Raw genomic sequence first — 18773 nt, forward strand, 5'->3', positions numbered from 1 at the left:
CTTTCCAAGACGATTTTGGTTGCCGGAATATAATCTGGTAGTTGTACCTGTGCCGTGTGGTAGTTTTTTTACCTGGGCGATCATGGTCACCACATCGAGTTTTTCTTTGTTCCGTACGTTCAATTGCCCTATCCGGATTGACCCACAGTTATTCTGGGTGAAGCACTGAAGTGTGTGGGGTGGGGATCGGCGCTGAGTAATCGCCGAATGGCTGCTTCTGGCCGCTCCCTGTCGGACGTTAGCCGCTCTTTGAAACTCACTGATACCCACACCTTTCAAAAATTGGAACCTTCTCCGGATCGTATATCGCTCTTTAATCCGTGACGAGATTTCAACAAGGCACTTGGCAGGATGGTAGATTTCTCGCACAGGGTGGGTCGAGGCTAAGAGCCATTCCCGTGCCACCTCGCTGTCGGCGGCTAGAATCGGCAAATATCACAGGCACGAGAAGGCCGCCCGAAGGCTGCCTAGACTCACGCTAGTAGAGATATCCTAGCCACCAGCTGTCGTGTCAGTCATCAGTTAGCGATACTCGCTAATTTATTCTTCAAGCGATTGTCCGGCTTCATGGAGTGCAGCTTTCGCGTCCGTCCACACTTTATAGTCAGCCTCTGTAGGCCAAGGTCCCTCAGGATGACGGGATTGCGCGATCTTCTGATTAAGTTGCTCATCCTCCTTTTCAAACGCTTCATGGGCTTCGTCGAAAGCTTTCAACTGTGCTGTCTTGACCTTCTGCACTGTAGTCGTGCTGCATTCCAGCAGGTTAGCCACCCTGCGGATGCTCTTACCGTCAGCCAGCAGTTCGCTGATACGCTCTCGCAACTTGGCATCCACTGGACGGCCTTTGTACGCACCATCGGCCTTGCCCTTAGCGATCCCCTCGGCCTGACGACGGCGGCGGTCCTCGTAGTCCTTGCGTGCAACTACCGCCAAGATATCGAGCAACATTCCGTTCACAGCTGCGATCATGCCCTTAGTGAAATCGTCCATTCCCTCCGTGGGCTTCAGGACTGCGTGGCTGGTGCTCAGGTCAATGGAAACTACTGTCACCTTCTTGGTTGCGATCTTGGCCTTCAGCAGCGTCCAGTCGTCCTGGGCGAGCCTGGACAATCGATCTACCCCCTCAATCAGCAACACGTCACCTTCGTGGCTGTCATCCAGCAGGCGAAACAGCTGGGGCCGTTCGAGTTTTGCGCCACTCACGTTCTCGACATAGAAGGCTGCGATCTTATGCCCACGCTCGCTAGCAAAGTCGATCAACGCCTGTTTTGCACGGGTTGCATCTTGTTCAGTTGTGGAGGCTCGCAGGTACGCACGGATGAACATGAACACACCTCGATGTGTTAGTTAGGGTGTGTCAGATAATACTGTGTCACGTAGGGTTGGTAAAGGCATTTTGTGACACGGGAAAAGAGGCGATTCTGCTCACTTTTTGTACAGGTTCTTTGTGGTGCGTCAGGCATACCTGAAATGACACAGGAGCTAGCCCTGAAAAGTCAGGGCTGCCTAGGTGCGGCTGCTGGGGCGACCTCACTTCTAGAATTGCATCCAAAGCTGGATGGACGTCTGTTGCGACGATGACCCAAAACTGGACCATCAACCGGGCAGGGGGAATCCTGAGAAAATAAGCGTTTTCGCGTATTTACGGCGTGATGACCCAGCAACTTTGCTGCGTCCGATGGTATTTGCACGAAAAGAGAGGCTGGCTTAGCCCCTGTAGCGGCAACGCACCACAATCAGGGGAGTTGACGTGCTACAAAAGTATTAGCCCCCGTAGCCGACGCCTAGGCGGATTAGATATCGATTAGTTCTGATCAGCTACTTGGAATGGTCATGTGCACATGACCATCCGGCTTCACATTCCCTCGAACAGTGCTGAGATGCTGACTCCTAGCGCATCGGCCAACACCTTGATGGCATTAAGCGATGGGTTGGCACCGCCCGTTTCGATGCGGGACATATACGTTCTGGCAAAGCCACACTTGTCCGCAAACGCCTCTTGATTAATACCCATGGCAAGCCGCAGCTCGCGAACACGATGGCCGAATTGGTGTTGAAGGGCTGGAGCGGGGGGAGGTGCTGGCATTCCCCATGGTCCAGCGATGTGATCTAATCGTGAACACACTAATCGTGACATTGCGGTAGGGCGATCAGCCCAAGCAGTGTCCTTGGAGCAGAGAGATGACCAAGCGAATCGTGGCACTACCCGCAGATACTGATGAGATCGGCGAAAGCTTGTTCTACAACCCGTCCCTGTTCGGAGAGCTGAGTAAGCTGAACCGGACCAATCCTCACGCGGTGCCAGTAATGCTGATTCTGGTGGCCGCTATCGATGACGACAGCGCTGTACAGGTCACCCTGGCAGCGGTAGCTCGGCAGTGTGGGATCACCCTGCAAGAGGTCGTGAAGGCCATTGCCGACCTTGAGGCAGCTGCATTAATCAGCTCGGTTCAGACCAGCAGCGAGCCAGGTGGAACCCTAGGCTGTGTGGTGAATCCGAATCTTGCCCGAGCAGAAAAGCCGGTCTAGTCTGACCCACTTTCCGTAGCAGGATAGAGAATTACCGGTGACACCCAAGGACCAAGCAGTACATGTTCCACGGTATGCGTTTGAAGCTATGGCTGCTTATGCAGCGCTAGACGAGGACAAAGTGGCAGTGATGCTGCTTCTGCTGGTGCGGATGGACCGTAACCGTGCGGTGAGAATCGACACGTCTGTGTTACCTGATTTTCTTACGCTCAGCAGTGAGCGTGTGGAACGTGCGATCTCAAGCCTCATCAAGAATGGCTGGGTAGATTCAGTTGATGAAGATGCGATGCGGCACCGTGTCCTCGATTGCGTTGTCCACTCAGCGTTCATCCACGCAGACTTCGATACGCTGATGAGGATAGTAAACACCCGCTTAACGGCGGTGGATGTTCACTAGGCGAAAACTGTCCAATGCCCATCTCCGCACGCTAATGATCACATCTGGAGGTTAACGTGCGTGGGATGGGCCATCCCTAGCCCACTTAGATGGGCTACTTAAAGAATCCAATCGTCCCCCGCTGGCGCCTTACCCATGGGTAACCCTGCACGCTTGCGATCAGTTCACTCAGGTTCCTTATGCCGCTCGGCATGGTTCAGATCAAGAAAAAGAGCAGGGTGGTGGCAGAGCCCCCTATCCACCCTATTGAATAGAGTTCTTGCCTCACAGGGCGGCATGTAATCGGTGGGGTAGGGGCAGACAAACCCCACACGTTTTTGATCTGAACCCTGTAGGTAAGTGGTGACTGACAGTCACGGATAACTGACTTCCAAGTCTATAGTCTCCATTATTCCTACCTGTGCCTCAGGGCACGATTAACAACTGTTTAAGTTCCCAGGGAGGAAAGGGGGTGACCCCCTCCCGCTGTTGCTCTTGCTATGAACGGTATAGTTATTACTGGTATAACTGGTGCCGAAAGGCACGGATTGATTCCCTGTGACTTCGTCACTGTTATTCCTATAAGGCTGCACAATAGTGGCTAAAGCCAAAAGTTGCTAAGTAAGATTGAGAGCAAAAGCAAAGCGGGGAGGGCTGTCCGCCCCATCTCCCCCTTAATCCTATAGGGTTGTCATCCGTGCTTGGTGGCACAGGCTATTGTCAGTGACGGTAACGTCACGAGGGATCCATTCTAAAAGTTGTCTGCATGGGGATGCTAGCTTCTAATTGTGGAAAAAATCTCTTAAAGAATCTTTAAGAAGAAATTTCCAACTGGTCTGCTTGCTGCAACTGTCGGTGCGGGCTGAGCCAGCTACTTACCGTTCTCGGGGTCTTCCCGACCTCTTTGGCGATGTCATCGATGTTGTACTTCTGCTCCCAAAGGCAGATGGCCTTCTGTTTTAGACTTTCTCTCTTAATTCTTGAGGCAGACTCTGGTGCTATGTAATCTTCAGAGAAAGCTTCGTTGATCTCGCAATTGTCTATCTTTTCTGCGAGGAAGTTTGCGATATCTAGGTCTTGCACAAATAACAAGATATTGGATAGGCTTGTTCTTGACCTCAGGGCAGTTCTGCAAACAGATTGAAGGGTGGACTCGTAGAATCGTTCATACTTCACTGCTTCCTTGATTTCATTGGGGGTTACTGTACTCTCGACAGAGAGTAGTTCTGCAAGTGTATTTAAACTCCTGACTTCGATTGGGGTTATGTTGCCGTGCTGTAGGCAAATGGCAATGTTATATTCGGAATACTCGTTAATGCCTCTGTTGTCGATGGGGATGAATTTTATATTGCTATCGTCATGGCCTTGTGGAATGGGGAGTTCAGGTTTGCACCACTGATGTGCCACTAGAATTGCTTTCCTGTTTCCGATAATTCTAAACACATCGACTTTCAGCCATGCATCTAGTAGACAATCTTCTTGATAGTCTGGAAAAAACTTGCCTGCCTTCATAAGTGCTGCACTCTTTGAGTAAGGCCTGTTCCTGAAGAAAGGGTGAATCTCTACCTTGTTTCCATACCCAGAAAAATCTATGTTTGCCTCGATGGGGCGAATGCACCAGCCTGCTCCTTTCAGGGTGATTCCAAGAAGCGTTTTCTCTACTTCAGCCCCCATGATCACCGCTTCCTCTGCTGCGTTGAATGCCGGAATGTAATGTTTGATCCCAATGACTCTGATGGTTCGCTGCAACTTAGAATCGAGTTCTTCGACTTCAACAACATACCTGCAGTCAAGTAATGCCTTGAATATGCTGCGTGCATCAGATGTAAAAGTTGAGTCGTCTCCGTTGGCCAGTCCTTCAATTAGCGTACGGTAATCGTCTTTCGCACTCACTCTGTTCTTATCGCCTACTTTGGTCACATCGGTGATGCCGCCAAACGCTTTACGGTAGGAGAGGTCGCTAAAGTTGTGTGTTAAACAATCCCAGGTTGTCGGGATCTCATCTACGTACAGTCTCCATCCATGCAGGGTCTCAGGGTTGATCAGCCTCAGTGACTCGTGGGTACAGATGAGAATCCTGTGAGTACGGTTGAGAAGGCTTTCCTCTAGGCACTGTACAACAGAGCCTTCTACGGTATTGCTATCGATGGCATTGAAATCCATCTTCAGGTCCTGCATTCGGTTTTGCACTTCTGCTGAAAGAATTTTTGTAGGAAATACAAGTACAGAGCGTTGGTCGTCTAGCTTGGTGAGCTGGTTAATTAGCCAAGATGTTTTTCCTGCTCCTGGCGGTGCAATTAATGCGTGTATGGCTTTCATAAACGTTTCGGCTTTGAAGTGATTAGATACTAACTGGTTCAATTTATTTCAGGGCGGCACAATGCACTGCCAGAGCTTTGAGCCTCTGGTTGAAAGTGTGTGAGGTCTCAAAAACGCTCTGGCAGCTTTTGCTGAAGCTTATTGCTTGGAGATAATCGTAAACAAAGTTTTCCGAGCTCAGCGACCTTTAGAACTAGGGCTGGCGGTTAACGATCGTTCGCTGATTATTGGTGTGGGATGATATTAATCATCATTTGAGATGTTTTCTTGGTTTAAGTCCTCCCTCAATTTGGATGTCCGGTATTTACGATAGTCTAGTAGGGCTAGTAGCGTGGGCGTAACCTGAGGGAATTGATTGGAGAATACTTTTAGAAAACCAACGTCGAAATTATCCGCAGTTACCGAAAAATACTCTTCATGTTCATCGAAATCATGTGTTACACCTCTTACTTCTCCGTTGGGCGTGATCTGGAGGTAATAAGAGGGAGGGGTAATAAAGTGATCATCATCGTCATCGTTGGGGTTTATTAGGCTGATGTCTATTACTGTAGCCCACTGAATTGGGTGAAGCTGTCCGTGTTCAGGATTGATGAATGGCAAGTTGTCATAGACAAAGTGATCTTTGTGATTTTCTGTGGGGAATGGTATTTGGTTTTTCATAAGGCAATACCTGTCAGACTCTCACAAAACTCCAAGGTTGCGCTGGAAGTGAGAGGGGTTAGCGGTTGTTGTTAAAGGGATGTCTTAGACGGTTTTTTAGTGTGTTTGTGCATAGGCTCTACGTGGTATTTGAGGGGGTGTGCGGTTGTTCGGCTGGTTTTGGATTGCGAGGTATAACATTATTGTTAGTTTGGGTTTGTGAGGGTGCTTGTTCTCCTATTAGTCAAAGAAAGTCACTCGCTTATAGTTTTGGCCTTTGCCGTGTGGATGTCCTGTCTGGGCATATCTGATCCGATTTTTATTCGGCCGTCAACCCAAAAATTGAAAAATATTTTCTTTGGTTTACTTAGTGTATGAGTTTCCGTTTGTGTATGTTTGGTCGGTGTCGTAGTTCTTTGTTTGCGTGTGTTTAGTTAAGTGTATTAGTTTTCCGTTTTTGCTGAGGTGTGCATGCTTTAATTGGTGCATGATATTCTCAGCATTGTTGTGGCGTGCATGTGTTGGTAAGTGTATTAGTTTCTCGTTATTGCTCAGGCATGCATGTTTTAAATTAGTGTATGAGATTCTCGGTATTGTTGTGGCGTGCATGTTTTAATCAGTGTATTAATTTTCTGTATTGTTGCGGTGGAGAGGGTGTAGCAACATTGGTAGCTTGGCTACCCGTATTAGCGACGAGTCCTGAACACCAACATCCCGCGAATCCTCCATTAGCGTGTGTGGAGACTGTGGAACGTTCCACTTAGTTCTGGATGTTTTGTTTCGTCTTGTGGTGTAAGCGTCCAAATGGATGCCTTCAAATCCGAGGGCAACTTCGTTGTTCTTGTCTTCATCAATTTTCACTACCGCAACCAACCCACTGTTGGGTTGGTTGGCAGACAGGCTTACAACGTGATCTGTGACATGGCTTCCGCCATCGCCTTCAATGGACTGCGGCTGCCATAAATGCTGAACGTCACCGCCCCGTCTTCGTGGCCAGCTATTCGTTTGATCAGCGAGTCCTGCACCCCAGCATCCCGCAGGTCGTCAATGAGTGTGTGGCGAAAGCTGTGGAACGTCTTCCTCGGGTCGGTAATGCCCTGTTTGGTCTTGTACCGACCGAACCATTTCGACGGTGCGTGACCAAGTTTCCCCCGCACAGCTTCCAGTTCAGGGAACAGGCGATCTGCTCGCGTGGACCGAACTGATTCAACGTGGAGCAACAGCCCCAAGTCGATAAGGGCAGGGTGCAAGGGGAGCATGCGTCGGCTGCTGGAGTTCTTCAGGTTCTGGCCTTCACGACTGTCATCGATGCGGATGCACTGGATACCCTGTTGTTCGATGAAGTCATCCACGCGTAGTTGGCAGAGTTCTTCCAGTCGTGCCCCGGTGGTTCGCCCAAGGAGCGGCAACCAGTAACGCCATGGATGTTTTCGGGCTTCTGCCTTAAGTGCATCCAGGTCGAGCAGGGTGGTCAGATCATGTCGATCAAAAGACAGTCGTGCCTCCTTGGCCGATCCAGTCATTACCTTCAGGCCCATCAGCGGATTGTCCGCTACGTACCCGTTGGACTTGCACCAGTTCATGAACGCCGAGAGTTTGCGTAGACGATTGTTTACGGTCACGGCGGTGATGGTCTTGTAAGTGGCGCCAGACTCCACAACCTGCTTCAGAGTCTTGCCCTCATATTCAGGGCGTAGGCCGAAGTACTGCGGGCATCGACTCAACCGTTCCTTCAACAGTCTGGCTTGGTGCACGTCGAATGCTTTGGCGGGCATGTCTCCCATCAGTTCGAACAGATCGCGTAGGGCACGCTCCACTTCGAAGGTGCTGACTTCTCGCCAAGTGCCGCCACGTTTTCCTTCTTCTATATAGAGCTTGGACAAAGTGGCGAGGGTAGGACCGTCAACGTGTCGCTTCACCGTAACCGCTTGTGCCGTCCTTGGAGCAGGCTGGATAGGTGGCAAGGGGGCAGCGTCTCTCCACTGCGAACACAACGCACGGAGAGTTTGAAGGTCAGTCATAGGGTGTTCAATCAGGTGGTTGTGCACTCGCTCGGCCAACGAGACGGCCAAGAATAATGCGCTCTGTCGCTCTCGCAAGTTCAGGCACATACGCAGGGTGTGACGGTTCGGAAACAGATGCTTCGGCAATCGGATGTTCAGGTAGTAGCCGGACTGGCGACGGACGATGTAGGCCATGAGTGGAACACCAAAGTGGAACAGCAGAGTGGAACAATGCTGACCACACCCCAGAGTGTTGACTGCCCGTGCAGGGAGTTCGCACGGTAGATATCTTACAACCCCAGAAGTCTGAAACCCTTACCCCATAAGGCCCGCAACGATTACCCGTGAACCTGGTCAGAGCCGGAAGGCAGCAGCCACAGCGGGAACATTGTGTGCCGGGGTGTGGCTGGTGGGGTTACCACCTTAACGAACAATAGAACGCTTCAACCGAACTGCATGGGTTTCGCCCACTGCGGTTTTTTTGTGCCTCGGATTTAGCGAGCGACAAGATTTTCGATGTAGAAGATGGCCCTGTGGGAGCCGGCTTGCCAGCTCCCACAGGGTTAGTGGGTGTTTTCGGGTTTTCCGGTATACAACCGGATAATCTCATCAATCTCCCCCGACATTTTCATCCGCAGCAACGTGCGCAATATCCTCTGCACTGGCACGTTCGGATCATTCCTCACATAGCAGCCGACATGCTGCTCCTGCAGCACCGCCACGCCGTGCAGTTGCTGTTCAGGCGTCAGGCGCTGATTGAACCAGTCCAGCGTCCACTGATTGCTCACGGCGTAGCGATAACGCCCGGCCAGCAGTTTTTCCAGCACCTGTTCCTGATTGCGCGCATCTTCGCGTTGCAGTTGATCGGCATCGAACAGCGGTTGCAGGGTGGGGTAGGTGTAACCGAGTACGGTGCCGATCGATTGGCGGGGCAGGTCAGCCGGGTCGAGTTTGTTCGGCAAACCCTGGCGGCTGATCAGCAAATCACGCTGAAACAGCAGCGGCAGGCTCCAGATGTAATCGCCGGACTGATTCGGCAGCCACGACTGTGCGGCGTAGCAACGCACATCAATCTCGCCGTGTTCCATCGAGCTCTGCACCCGCGTGCGCGGCAGGACGACAAACTGCGCTGGCACGCCGACCTGGGTGGCCAGGCTGAGCATGATGTCGTAAAGGATGCCCTGAGTCGGGCGGCCGCGTTCCAGTTGCACAATGGGCATCGCCCAGCTGTCGGGCACGACGAAACGCAGCGGTGTTTCCGCTGCCGTGACGCTCAGGCTCACCCCTAGCATTGCCCCCACGGCCCAACGCATAAACGCTCCGGTAATTCCCGATCCCGAGCCTATAAAAGCCTCTGCTCATGCAGCTTAGCCACATTAGAGAAGGACACCGGATGCAATTTTGCCCTTGCTCCGCTAGCATTAGCCGCTTCAGCTTCCTTCGTTGCGACGGTTTTCGATGAGTTATCAGGTTCTTGCACGTAAATGGCGTCCGCGCTCGTTCCGCGAAATGGTCGGCCAGACCCATGTGCTCAAGGCTCTGATCAATGCCTTGGACAGCCAGCGGCTGCACCACGCGTACCTGTTTACCGGTACGCGCGGGGTGGGTAAAACCACGATTGCGCGGATCATTGCCAAATGCCTGAACTGTGAGACAGGTATCACTTCCAGCCCGTGTGGCGAATGTTCGGTGTGCCGCGAAATCGATGAGGGCCGTTTTGTCGACCTGATCGAGATCGACGCCGCCAGCCGCACCAAGGTCGAAGACACCCGCGAGCTGCTCGACAACGTGCAGTACGCGCCGAGCCGTGGGCGCTTCAAGGTCTACCTGATCGACGAAGTGCACATGCTCTCCAGCCATTCCTTTAATGCGCTGCTCAAAACCCTCGAAGAACCGCCGCCTTACGTCAAGTTCATCCTGGCGACCACCGACCCGCAGAAACTTCCGGCAACGATTCTTTCGCGCTGCCTGCAGTTCTCGCTGAAGAACATGACGCCTGAGCGCGTAGTCGAACATTTGACCCACGTGCTCAGCGCCGAAAACGTGCCGTTCGAAGACGACGCGCTGTGGTTGCTGGGTCGTGCCGCTGATGGCTCGATGCGTGACGCCATGAGCCTGACCGACCAGGCCATCGCGTTCGGCGAAGGCAAGGTCATGGCCACCGACGTGCGGGCGATGCTCGGCACGCTGGATCACGGCCAGGTCTACGACGTGCTGCACTCGTTGATCGAAGGCGATGCCAAGGCGTTGCTCGAAGCTGTTCATCACCTGGCCGAGCAGGGCCCGGACTGGAACGGCGTGCTCTCGGAAATTCTCAATGTGCTGCACCGTGTGGCCATCGCTCAGGCGTTGCCGGACGGTGTCGACAATGGTCATGGCGACCGTGATCGGGTGTTGGCATTGGCGCAGGCGTTGCCGGCCGAAGACGTGCAGTTTTATTACCAGATGGGCCTGATCGGGCGCCGCGATTTGCCGCTGGCACCCGACCCGCGTGGCGGCTTCGAAATGGTCTTGCTGCGAATGCTGGCCTTCAGGCCCGCAGACACCGCGGACGCCCCGAGGCAACCGCTAAAGCCAGTGGGGATCAGCCAGGCCACAGTTGATTCCGCAAACTCCGTGGCTGCCGCGCCTAAACCTGCGCCGGTGGTCGCTGCGGCTGTTGCGCCAACGCCAACGCCAGTGGCTGCACCGGCTCCCGAGCCTGTGGTTGCAGCTGAGCCGGAACCTGCGCCGGAACCCGAGCCCGAGCCGGTCGCCGTCGAAGCCTTCGTCGACCTGCCCTGGAACGATCCGGTAGAACCTGAGCCCGAGTCGGTGCAGCAACCTGCCGTCGAGCCCATGCTGGAAACCGCCGCCGAGCAGCCTGACCTGCCGCCGATGCCGCTACCGACCCCGGACAGCGTTGTTCCGGATGCGCCAGAGTGGGCCGCGGCGCCGATCCCTGAGCCGAGTGTTGCCGAAGTCGATGCCGCCACACCGGGCATGGACGCGGACGATGAGCCGCCGCTGGACGAGGATTACATCGAGCCGGACATCGATTCGGCCTACAGTTACCTCGACGAACTGGCCAGCGAACACGCCGCAGAGCCGTCCCCTGAACCCGAGCCTGAGCCCGCCGCGATGCCGGCCACAGGTTTGGCGTTGCAGTGGCTGGAGTTGTTCCCTAAATTGCCGATTTCCGGCATGACCGGCAGCATCGCCGCCAACTGCACATTGATCGCGGTCGATGGCGACCATTGGTTGCTGCACCTGGACCCGGCGCACAGCGCCTTGTTCAACGCCACTCAACAGCGTCGTCTCAACGATGCGTTGAACCAGTACCATGGCCGCACGCTGGGCCTGACCATCGAACTGATCAAGCCTGAGCAGGAAACCCCGGCACAGGCTGCCTCGCGTCGGCGCATCAACCGTCAGCGCGAAGCGGAAGAATCGATCCACGGTGATCCGTTCATCCAGCAGATGGTTCAGCAGTTCGGCGCGGTCGTGCGAGGCGATACTATTGAACCTGTCGACGCTCTGGTCACTCAGGGCTAATAACTGAAGGCGTTCGGTGTTAATCGCCGGGCGCTGTTTTTGATCCAAGTACTTTTGAGGTGATTCCCATGATGAAAGGTGGCATGGCCGGCCTGATGAAGCAGGCGCAGCAGATGCAGGAAAAAATGGCCAAGATGCAGGAAGAACTGGCCAACGCCGAAGTCACCGGTAAGGCCGGTGGCGATATGGTCACCGTGGTGATGACCGGTCGTCACGACGTGAAAAGCGTGAGCATCGACCCAAGTCTGGTTGAAGGCCTGAGCGAAGACGACAAGGAAATGCTCGAGGCCGTTGTTGCCGCCGCCGTCAACGACGCCGTGCGCAAGATCGAAGCCAACAGCCAGGAAAAAATGGGCGGCATGACTGCCGGCATGAACCTGCCAGCGGGTATGAAACTGCCATTCTGATTCGCCATCCGGCGGCAGATGAGCTACACAAAATGCCAGGCATTGCGCCTGGCATTTTTGTCTCTGGCTGATTTCAGCGTCTGTCACAAATCTTTGCCAGGCCAGGCTCCTGTAGGAGCTGTCGAGTGAAACGAGGCTGCGATCTTTTGATTCGGACTTATAAAATCAAAAGATCGCAGCGTGCCGCAGCTCCTACAGGGATAGTGTGCATCGACGAAACATCGAACCCGTCACGGCCATAATGGTCTGCTCCCTATACCGCCGAATTCATCATTCACAGGAGACGCTGACATGTCCGACCCTCTGACCCTCAACCAGCGCTTTGTGCTGGCCTCGCGCCCGGTTGGCGCGCCGACCCCCGAGAACTTTCGCCTGGAGCGCGAAGCCCTGCCGGATCTCGAAGACGGCCAGGTGCTGCTGAAGACCCTGTACCTGTCGCTCGATCCCTACATGCGCGGTCGCATGAGTGACGCACCGTCCTACGCCGCCCCGGTACAAATCGGCGAGGTGATGACCGGTGGGGCTGTCAGCCGAGTGGAGCGTTCGCGTCATCCGAAATTCCATGAAGGTGATCTGGTCGTCGGTGCCACCGGGTGGCAAAGCCACAGCCTCAGCGACGGGCGCGACATCATGCCGATCCCTTCCGGTCTGCCGAGCCCGTCGATGGCTCTTGGTGTGCTGGGCATGCCCGGTATGACGGCGTACATGGGCCTGATGGACATCGGGCAGCCGAAAGAAGGCGAAACCCTGGTGGTGGCTGCCGCATCCGGCGCTGTAGGCTCGGTGGTCGGGCAGGTGGCGAAGATCAAAGGCCTGCGCACGGTCGGCGTGGCGGGTGGCGCCGAGAAGTGCAAATACGTGGTCGAAGAATTGGGCTTCGACGCTTGCATCGATCACAAGGCTGCCGATTTCGCCGAGCAACTGGCCAAGGCCTGTCCCGATGGCATCGACATCTATTACGAAAACGTTGGCGGGCATGTCTTTGACGCCGTCGTCCCGCTGCTCAATCCCAAGGCGCGCATTCCGCTGTGCGGCCTGATTGCCGGGTACAACGCCCACGAAGCACCGCAAGGCCCGGATCGTTTGCCGATGCTGCAACGTACGTTGCTGACCAAGCGTGTGCGGATTCAAGGCTTCATCGTGTTCGATGACTACGGTGATCGTCAGCCGGAGTTCATCAGCCACATGGTGCCGTGGGTGCGCGACGGCAAGGTCAAATTCCGTGAAGACGTGGTGGAAGGCCTGGAGCAGGCGCCCGAGGCGTTTATCGGTCTGCTGGAAGGACGCAACTTCGGCAAACTGGTCGTGCGGGTTGCCCAGGACTGAGTATTTGACGCTGGCCAGAGGCGCGGGTATAAACCGCGTCTCGTTGTTTTGTCGGACTTTTTACCCATGAGCTTCAGCCCTTTGATTCGCCAACTGATCGACTCCCTGCGAATTCTGCCGGGTGTGGGTCAGAAAACTGCCCAGCGCATGGCGCTGCAGTTGCTCGAACGTGACCGCAGCGGCGGTGCGCGCCTGGCCCAGGCGCTGAGCCAGGCCATGGAAGGGGTGGGGCATTGTCGCCAGTGCCGCACGCTGACCGAAGACGATCTGTGCCCGCAGTGCGCCGATACCCGCCGCGACGACACGTTGCTGTGCGTGGTGGAAGGGCCGATGGATGTTTACGCGGTCGAGCAAACCGGATTCCGTGGGCGTTACTTCGTGCTCAAGGGGCATTTGTCGCCGCTGGACGGCCTCGGGCCTGAGGCCATCGGCATTCCGCAATTGATCGCGCGGATTGAAGAAGCGGGCACGTTTACCGAAGTCATCCTTGCCACCAACCCGACGGTGGAAGGAGAGGCGACGGCGCATTACATCGCTCAGTTGCTCAACAATAAAGGCCTGATCGCTTCGCGGATTGCCCACGGGGTACCGCTGGGTGGCGAGCTGGAACTGGTGGACGGCGGGACGCTGGCGCATTCGTTTGCCGGGCGTAAACCGATCGCTCTCTGAAAAAAGCAAAAGATCGCAGCCTTCGGCAGCTCCTACAGTTGAAATGGATTCCCCTGTAGGAGCTGCCGGAGGCTGCGATCTTTTGATCTTCTGCATCTTGAAAACCAAGCAAGCGCTCGGTTAACGTCGGCGAACTCTTCGATGGAGTTCGCCCATGCCTGCCTTTCAGGAATACTTCGACCCCAGCCACCAAATGGTCCGCGACAGCGTCAGACGTTTCGTCGAGCGCGAGGTGCTGCCGGATATTGATGCGTGGGAAGAAGCCGAAAGCTTCCCCCGTGAGCTGTACCTGAAAGCGGGTGCCGCCGGCATCCTCGGCATTGGCTACCCCGAAGCACTGGGCGGCAGCCATGAAGGCGATCTGTTCGCCAAGGTTGCCGCCAGTGAAGAGCTGATGCGCTGCGGCTCTGGCGGCCTGGTGGCCGGGCTGGGTTCGCTGGATATCGGCCTGCCACCCATCGTCAAATGGGCGCGACCTGAAGTGCGCGATCGCGTTGTGCCGCAAGTGCTCAGCGGCCACAAGATCAGCGCGCTGGCCGTCACCGAGCCCGGCGGCGGCTCCGATGTCGCCAACCTGCAAACCCGCGCCTTGCGCGACGGCGACTTCTACCGCGTCAGCGGCAGCAAGACCTTTATCACCAGTGGCGTTCGCGCCGACTTCTACACTGTCGCGGTGCGCACTGGTGCGCCGGGTTTTGGCGGCATCAGCCTGCTGCTGATCGAGAAGGGCACGCCGGGTTTCACCGTTGGCCGACAGTTGAAGAAAATGGGCTGGTGGGCGTCGGACACGGCTGAATTGTTCTTCGACGATTGCCGGGTGCCTGTAGGAAACCTGATCGGCGCTGAGAACATGGGCTTCGCCTGCATCATGGGCAACTTCCAGAGCGAACGGCTGGCGTTGGCACTGATGGCCAACATGACCGCGCAGCTTGCGCTTGAGGAGAGCCTGAAGTGGGCACGCGAGCGTGAAGCGTTTGGCAAGCCGATCGGCAAGTTTCAAGTGATCAAGCATCGCCTCGCCGAAATGGCCACGGCGCTGGAGGTGTCGCGTGAGTTCACTTACCGGCAAGCGGCGAAAATGGCAGCGGGGCAGAGTGTGATCAAGGAGATTTCCATGGCCAAGAACTTTGCTACGGACACCTCGGACCGCATCACCACGGAGGCAGTGCAGATACTCGGCGGGTTGGGTTACATGCGTGAAAGTCTGGTGGAGCGGCTGTATCGGGATAACCGCATCTTGTCGATTGGCGGCGGGACGCGGGAGGTGATGAACGAGATCATCGCCAAGCAAATGGGGCTTTGAATCCTGGGCGAGGCTGCTGGCCTCATCGCTGGCAAGCCAGCTCCCAGAGGTTTTTGGGGCATACACAATATTTGTGAACGACCGAAATCACTGTGGGAGCTGGCTTGCCTGCGATAGCGTCAGTACAGGCGCCGCTTACTTATCGGTCAAGGCAAACTGCGTCAGGCAGAACGTCGGAATCCCCATATCCTGTAGACGCTGCGAACCGTTCAACTCCGGCAGATCAATAATCGCCGCCGCCTCATGTACCCGTGCGCCCATGCGCCGAATCAGGTTGGCTGCCGCAATCAGCGTGCCGCCGGTCGCGATCAAATCATCAAACATCACCACCGAGTCGCCTTCGCACAGGCTGTCGGCGTGCACTTCCAGGAAGGCTTCGCCGTACTCGGTCGCGTAACCTTCAGCCAATACGTCGGCCGGCAGTTTGCCCTGCTTGCGGAACAGCACCAGCGGCTTGTTCAACTGATAGGCCAGTACCGAACCGATCAGAAAACCGCGAGCATCCATCGCGCCGATGTGCGTGAAGTCGGCTTCGACGTAGCGGTGAGCGAAGCTGTCCATCACCAGGCGCAGTGCCGTTGGCGACTGGAACAGCGGGGTGATGTCGCGAAAGATCACGCCCGGTTTCGGGAAGTCGATCACGGGGCGGATCAGGGATTTGATGTCGAAGGAGTCGAAGACCATCGTCGAGGTGTCCTGGCAGGGCTGCAAACGGCGCAGTATACCCGCGGCTGAATCGGTTCGCTCGGCCGCGGGTCGAGATCAGCCTTCCAGCGAACCGCCAGCAAGGGCGCAGAGCTGGATCGGATCGAGAATGTGGATCTCTTTGCCTTCGGCAGCAATCAGTTGGTTTTGCTGGAAGCGGGTGAATACGCGGGACACGGTTTCCACCGCCAGGCCCAGGTAATTGCCGATTTCATTGCGCGACATGCTCAGGCGGAACTGGTTGGCCGAGAACCCGCGAGCGCGGAAGCGTGCCGACAGGTTGACCAGGAAGGTTGCGATACGCTCGTCGGCGGTTTTCTTCGACAGGAGCAGCATCATTTGCTGGTCGTCGCGGATCTCGCGGCTCATCACGCGCATCAACTGACGGCGCAGCTGCGGCAGTTGCAGGGCCAGTTCGTCGAGGCGTTCGAAAGGGATTTCGCAAACCGAAGTGGTTTCCAGTGCCTGGGCCGAGACCGGGTGTTTCTCGGTGTCCATGCCGGACAGGCCGACCAGTTCGCTCGGCAGGTGGAAGCCGGTGAGTTGTTCTTCGCCGGAATCGCTCAGACTGAAGGTTTTCAGGGCGCCGGAGCGTACTGCATAAACGGAATCAAACGTGTCGCCCTGGCGGAACAGGAACTCACCCTTTTTCAACGGGCGGCCGCGTTTCACGATTTCGTCCAGCGCATCCATGTCTTCCAGATTCAGAGAAAGTGGCAGGCAGAGAGGTGCCAGGCTGCAATCCTTGCAATGGGCCTGGTTGTGAGCGCGCAGTTTGACTGGCTCGGACATTTCTTCAATCCTTGTGGGAAAACACACATAAGCCGTAAGGGTAACTCACGGGAGGACATTCAGGCCAGTCAATGGCGAGTTTGTCCCGCGGGCGTAAAGCCGCAGGGCCACTGGCCGATAAACTGTTATCAGAGCTTTGGAAGGAACCAATTCAATGGCTGCCATTGGTACGCTGGGCCACGCAAGCAGCGGTGTTGAGGCACTGTCGGACCCGTTTAAAAATGCCGACGACAAAGGCCGCGACGCCGAATCGACTACACAGGCAACCCCGACCTTGGTCGAGGGCGTCAAAGTGTCGCTGTCCGGTGCTTCAATCGAGAGATCGGCAGGTTCCGGTGGCGATAATCGCGACATCGAAGAGAGCGGCTTGCCCGAGAATATCCAGCAACTGCTGAAGATGATCCGTAAATTGCAAAAAGAGATCGCCGAGAAAAAGGCGCTCATCGAAAAGATCATGGCCGACAAGCGCCTTTCCAACGAAGAAAAGATCATCAAGGTTGCCGCTCTGCGTGGCGCCATCGCCGCGTTGAACACTGGTCTCATTACCGCCAATCTGGCTTTGTCCAAAGTGGTGGGGCAGTCGGGTCTGACCTCTGATCAGAACATGAAAGTGGGTTCGCTGTTGATGAAAAACTAGATTACCCGCGAGAAGCGCTGGCGATTCTGCTGTTCGAGGTAAGCGTCGAACACCATGCACACCGAGCGCACCAACAGTCGTCCGGCCGGCGATACTTCGATTCGCTCGCGATCAAGGGTAATCAAGCCATCCTTGGCCATCTCTTGCAGTTGAGGCCACAAAGCGCCGAAGTAACCTTGAAAATCGATGTTGAACTGTTGCTCGATCTCGGCGAAGTCCAGGCTGAAATTGCAGATCAACTGTTGAATCACTTCCCGCCGCAGTCGGTCGTCGGCGTTACACACCAAGCCGCGGCTGGTCGCCAATTGCGCTGAGGCGAGGGTGTTCTGGTATTCGTTGAGGTCGCTGCTGTTTTGGCAGTAGAGGTCGCCAATCTGGCTGATCGCCGACACGCCCAGCCCCACCAGATCGCAATGACCGTGGGTGGTGTAGCCCTGGAAGTTGCGCTGCAAGGTTTGTTCTTCCTGAGCGATCGCCAGTTCGTCGTCGGGCAGGGCGAAGTGGTCCATGCCGATGTAGCGGTAACCGGCGGCGGTCAGTTGTTCGATGGTGCGCTGGAGCATTTCCAGTTTTTGCGCGGGGCTCGGCAGTTCCTGACTGTTGATCCGCCGCTGTGGCATGAAGCGTTCCGGCAAGTGCGCGTAGTTAAACACCGAGAGCCGATCCGGTTGCAGGCTGATGACTTCTTCCACCGTGCGGGCGAAGTTCTCCGGGGTCTGTTTGGGCAGGCCGTAAATCAGATCGATGTTGATCGAGCGAAATTGCAGCGTGCGTGCGGCGTCGATCACCGCGCGGGTTTCTTCCAGGCTTTGCAGGCGATTGACCGCGCGCTGCACCGCCGGGTCAAGGTCTTGCAGACCAATGCTGACGCGGTTGAAGCCCAGTTCACGGAGCAGGCCCATGGTCGACCAGTCGGCTTCTCGCGGGTCGATTTCGATGCCGTAATCGCCGGAGTCATCGTCCAGAAGATTAAAGTGCTTGCGCAGATGCGCCATCAATTGGCGCAGTTCGTCGTGGCTGAGAAAGGTCGGCGTACCGCCGCCAAAGTGCAGTTGCTCGACCTTTTGCGCCGGGTCCAGGTGGCAGGCGATCAGCTGGATCTCCTGCTCGAGCCGTTGCAGATACGGCAGGGCGCGGCCGCGATCCTTGGTGATGACCTTGTTGCAGGCGCAGTAGTAGCAAATGTTCGCGCAGAACGGCACATGAACGTACAGCGATAGCGGGCGCTGGGCTTTACGGCTGTCGCGCAGGGCATGGAACAGATCGAACGTTCCGACCTGACTGTTGAATTGCACGGCCGTCGGATATGAGGTGTAACGCGGCCCCGCCAGATCGTAGCGGCGGATCAAATCGGTGTCCCAACGAATGGCGTCGAGCATGCGGGCATTCCCCGGATAGGCTGGCAGTGTGGCGAGTCTAGGGGCGGGCGCGGCGGGGCGTCTTGATTTGCATCAACGGGGTGCATTTGTATAAGCATTGAGGGATTCTTGGCGAGCAGGCCCGCTCCCACAGGAGGTGTGTGGTTTGCACAGGA

The 18773-nt window shown here is 55.8% G+C and carries 16 protein-coding genes, 1 other RNA gene and 1 pseudogene; 9 read left to right on the top strand and 9 right to left on the bottom strand.

Translation table 11 applies throughout. The annotated features are described in order from the left end of the window. Nucleotides 1-723 precede the first annotated feature (723 nt). Together H8B20_RS03710 and H8B20_RS03715 are read right to left on the bottom strand one after the other, a co-directional pair. Nucleotides 724-1326, bottom strand: a pseudogene (locus tag H8B20_RS03710) (recombinase family protein); the annotation flags it as partial. A 529-nt stretch (nt 1327-1855) separates the two neighbouring features. Beyond that, a complete protein-coding gene (locus tag H8B20_RS03715; RefSeq protein WP_342345702.1) occupies nt 1856-2137 on the bottom strand; it encodes a helix-turn-helix domain-containing protein in 282 nt (93 codons plus the stop codon). A 44-nt stretch (nt 2138-2181) separates the two neighbouring features. Between H8B20_RS03715 and H8B20_RS03720 the strand changes: the two genes are divergently transcribed. Then, nucleotides 2182-2529, top strand: coding sequence for a hypothetical protein (locus H8B20_RS03720; protein ID WP_210622377.1), 348 nt, complete (start codon nt 2182-2184; stop codon nt 2527-2529). Between the two features lie 37 nt (nt 2530-2566). Beyond that, entirely contained in the window at nt 2567-2926 is a 360-nt protein-coding gene (locus H8B20_RS03725) for a hypothetical protein (protein WP_210622378.1), read from the top strand. A gap of 792 nt (nt 2927-3718) precedes the next feature. Here H8B20_RS03725 and H8B20_RS03730 read toward each other — a convergent pair. The 3 genes from H8B20_RS03730 to H8B20_RS03740 form a co-directional block, all read right to left on the bottom strand. Beyond that, on the bottom strand, nt 3719-5224 hold the full coding sequence (locus tag H8B20_RS03730; RefSeq protein WP_210622379.1) for a terminase gpP N-terminus-related DNA-binding protein: 1506 nt from the start codon (nt 5222-5224) through the stop codon (nt 3719-3721). Nucleotides 5225-5467: 243 nt separating this feature from the next. Beyond that, nucleotides 5468-5884 (bottom strand): hypothetical protein, encoded by a 417-nt coding sequence (locus H8B20_RS03735; protein ID WP_210622380.1) that lies wholly within the window; start codon nt 5882-5884, stop codon nt 5468-5470. A gap of 881 nt (nt 5885-6765) precedes the next feature. Beyond that, nucleotides 6766-8061: a site-specific integrase gene (locus H8B20_RS03740; RefSeq protein ID WP_210622381.1), complete on the bottom strand. Its 1296-nt coding sequence runs from the start codon at nt 8059-8061 to the stop codon at nt 6766-6768. Between the two features lie 128 nt (nt 8062-8189). Here H8B20_RS03740 and ffs point away from each other — a divergent pair. Continuing rightward, nucleotides 8190-8274, top strand: an RNA gene (ffs, locus tag H8B20_RS03745) — signal recognition particle sRNA small type. Nucleotides 8275-8429: 155 nt separating this feature from the next. On the opposite strand, the gene H8B20_RS03750 is transcribed toward ffs, so the two are convergent. Further along, complete coding sequence (locus H8B20_RS03750; protein ID WP_210622382.1) at nt 8430-9179, bottom strand: substrate-binding periplasmic protein; 750 nt, start codon at nt 9177-9179, stop codon at nt 8430-8432. Nucleotides 9180-9324: 145 nt separating this feature from the next. Between H8B20_RS03750 and dnaX the strand changes: the two genes are divergently transcribed. The 5 genes from dnaX (at nt 9325) to H8B20_RS03775 (ending at nt 15105) form a co-directional block, all read left to right on the top strand. Continuing rightward, nucleotides 9325-11400: a DNA polymerase III subunit gamma/tau gene (gene dnaX, locus H8B20_RS03755; protein WP_210622383.1), complete on the top strand. Its 2076-nt coding sequence runs from the start codon at nt 9325-9327 to the stop codon at nt 11398-11400. Between the two features lie 68 nt (nt 11401-11468). Further along, the gene (locus H8B20_RS03760; protein WP_042558527.1) at nt 11469-11807 is read left to right on the top strand and encodes a YbaB/EbfC family nucleoid-associated protein; all 339 of its coding nucleotides are present in this window, start codon (nt 11469-11471) and stop codon (nt 11805-11807) included. Nucleotides 11808-12098: 291 nt separating this feature from the next. Continuing rightward, a complete protein-coding gene (locus H8B20_RS03765) occupies nt 12099-13133 on the top strand; it encodes an NADP-dependent oxidoreductase (protein ID WP_210622384.1) in 1035 nt (344 codons plus the stop codon). Nucleotides 13134-13199: 66 nt separating this feature from the next. Continuing rightward, on the top strand, nt 13200-13802 hold the full coding sequence (gene recR / locus H8B20_RS03770) for a recombination mediator RecR (RefSeq protein WP_042558529.1): 603 nt from the start codon (nt 13200-13202) through the stop codon (nt 13800-13802). Between the two features lie 154 nt (nt 13803-13956). Beyond that, the gene (locus tag H8B20_RS03775; protein ID WP_210622385.1) at nt 13957-15105 is read left to right on the top strand and encodes an acyl-CoA dehydrogenase family protein; all 1149 of its coding nucleotides are present in this window, start codon (nt 13957-13959) and stop codon (nt 15103-15105) included. Nucleotides 15106-15240: 135 nt separating this feature from the next. Here H8B20_RS03775 and H8B20_RS03780 read toward each other — a convergent pair whose 3' ends face one another. Then, entirely contained in the window at nt 15241-15789 is a 549-nt protein-coding gene (locus tag H8B20_RS03780; protein ID WP_028621413.1) for an adenine phosphoribosyltransferase, read from the bottom strand. A gap of 78 nt (nt 15790-15867) precedes the next feature. Next, nucleotides 15868-16602 (bottom strand): fumarate/nitrate reduction transcriptional regulator Fnr, encoded by a 735-nt coding sequence (gene fnr, locus H8B20_RS03785; RefSeq protein WP_042558531.1) that lies wholly within the window; start codon nt 16600-16602, stop codon nt 15868-15870. A 154-nt stretch (nt 16603-16756) separates the two neighbouring features. Between fnr and H8B20_RS03790 the strand changes: the two genes are divergently transcribed. Beyond that, nucleotides 16757-17239 (top strand): hypothetical protein, encoded by a 483-nt coding sequence (locus H8B20_RS03790; protein WP_042558532.1) that lies wholly within the window; start codon nt 16757-16759, stop codon nt 17237-17239. On the opposite strand, the gene hemN is transcribed toward H8B20_RS03790, so the two are convergent. Next, complete coding sequence (hemN, locus tag H8B20_RS03795; RefSeq protein ID WP_210622386.1) at nt 17236-18618, bottom strand: oxygen-independent coproporphyrinogen III oxidase; 1383 nt, start codon at nt 18616-18618, stop codon at nt 17236-17238. The two genes, H8B20_RS03790 and hemN, sit on opposite strands and share 4 nt — an antisense overlap. Between the last annotated feature and the right edge of the window lie 155 nt (nt 18619-18773).

Source organism: Pseudomonas sp. P42 (assembly GCF_017973755.1).
Lineage (GTDB): Bacteria > Pseudomonadota > Gammaproteobacteria > Pseudomonadales > Pseudomonadaceae > Aquipseudomonas > Aquipseudomonas iridis.

Coding starts and splice junctions, on each gene's coding strand:
- H8B20_RS03715 (WP_342345702.1), bottom strand. CDS start 2,137: ATGTCACGATTAGTGTGTTCACGATTAGATCACATCGCTGGACCATGG.
- H8B20_RS03720 (WP_210622377.1), top strand. CDS start 2,182: ATGACCAAGCGAATCGTGGCACTACCCGCAGATACTGATGAGATCGGC.
- H8B20_RS03730 (WP_210622379.1), bottom strand. CDS start 5,224: ATGAAAGCCATACACGCATTAATTGCACCGCCAGGAGCAGGAAAAACA.
- H8B20_RS03735 (WP_210622380.1), bottom strand. CDS start 5,884: ATGAAAAACCAAATACCATTCCCCACAGAAAATCACAAAGATCACTTT.
- H8B20_RS03740 (WP_210622381.1), bottom strand. CDS start 8,061: ATGGCCTACATCGTCCGTCGCCAGTCCGGCTACTACCTGAACATCCGA.
- H8B20_RS03750 (WP_210622382.1), bottom strand. CDS start 9,179: ATGCGTTGGGCCGTGGGGGCAATGCTAGGGGTGAGCCTGAGCGTCACG.
- dnaX (WP_210622383.1), top strand. CDS start 9,325: ATGAGTTATCAGGTTCTTGCACGTAAATGGCGTCCGCGCTCGTTCCGC.
- H8B20_RS03760 (WP_042558527.1), top strand. CDS start 11,469: ATGATGAAAGGTGGCATGGCCGGCCTGATGAAGCAGGCGCAGCAGATG.
- H8B20_RS03765 (WP_210622384.1), top strand. CDS start 12,099: ATGTCCGACCCTCTGACCCTCAACCAGCGCTTTGTGCTGGCCTCGCGC.
- recR (WP_042558529.1), top strand. CDS start 13,200: ATGAGCTTCAGCCCTTTGATTCGCCAACTGATCGACTCCCTGCGAATT.
- H8B20_RS03775 (WP_210622385.1), top strand. CDS start 13,957: ATGCCTGCCTTTCAGGAATACTTCGACCCCAGCCACCAAATGGTCCGC.
- H8B20_RS03780 (WP_028621413.1), bottom strand. CDS start 15,789: ATGGTCTTCGACTCCTTCGACATCAAATCCCTGATCCGCCCCGTGATC.
- fnr (WP_042558531.1), bottom strand. CDS start 16,602: ATGTCCGAGCCAGTCAAACTGCGCGCTCACAACCAGGCCCATTGCAAG.
- H8B20_RS03790 (WP_042558532.1), top strand. CDS start 16,757: ATGGCTGCCATTGGTACGCTGGGCCACGCAAGCAGCGGTGTTGAGGCA.
- hemN (WP_210622386.1), bottom strand. CDS start 18,618: ATGCTCGACGCCATTCGTTGGGACACCGATTTGATCCGCCGCTACGAT.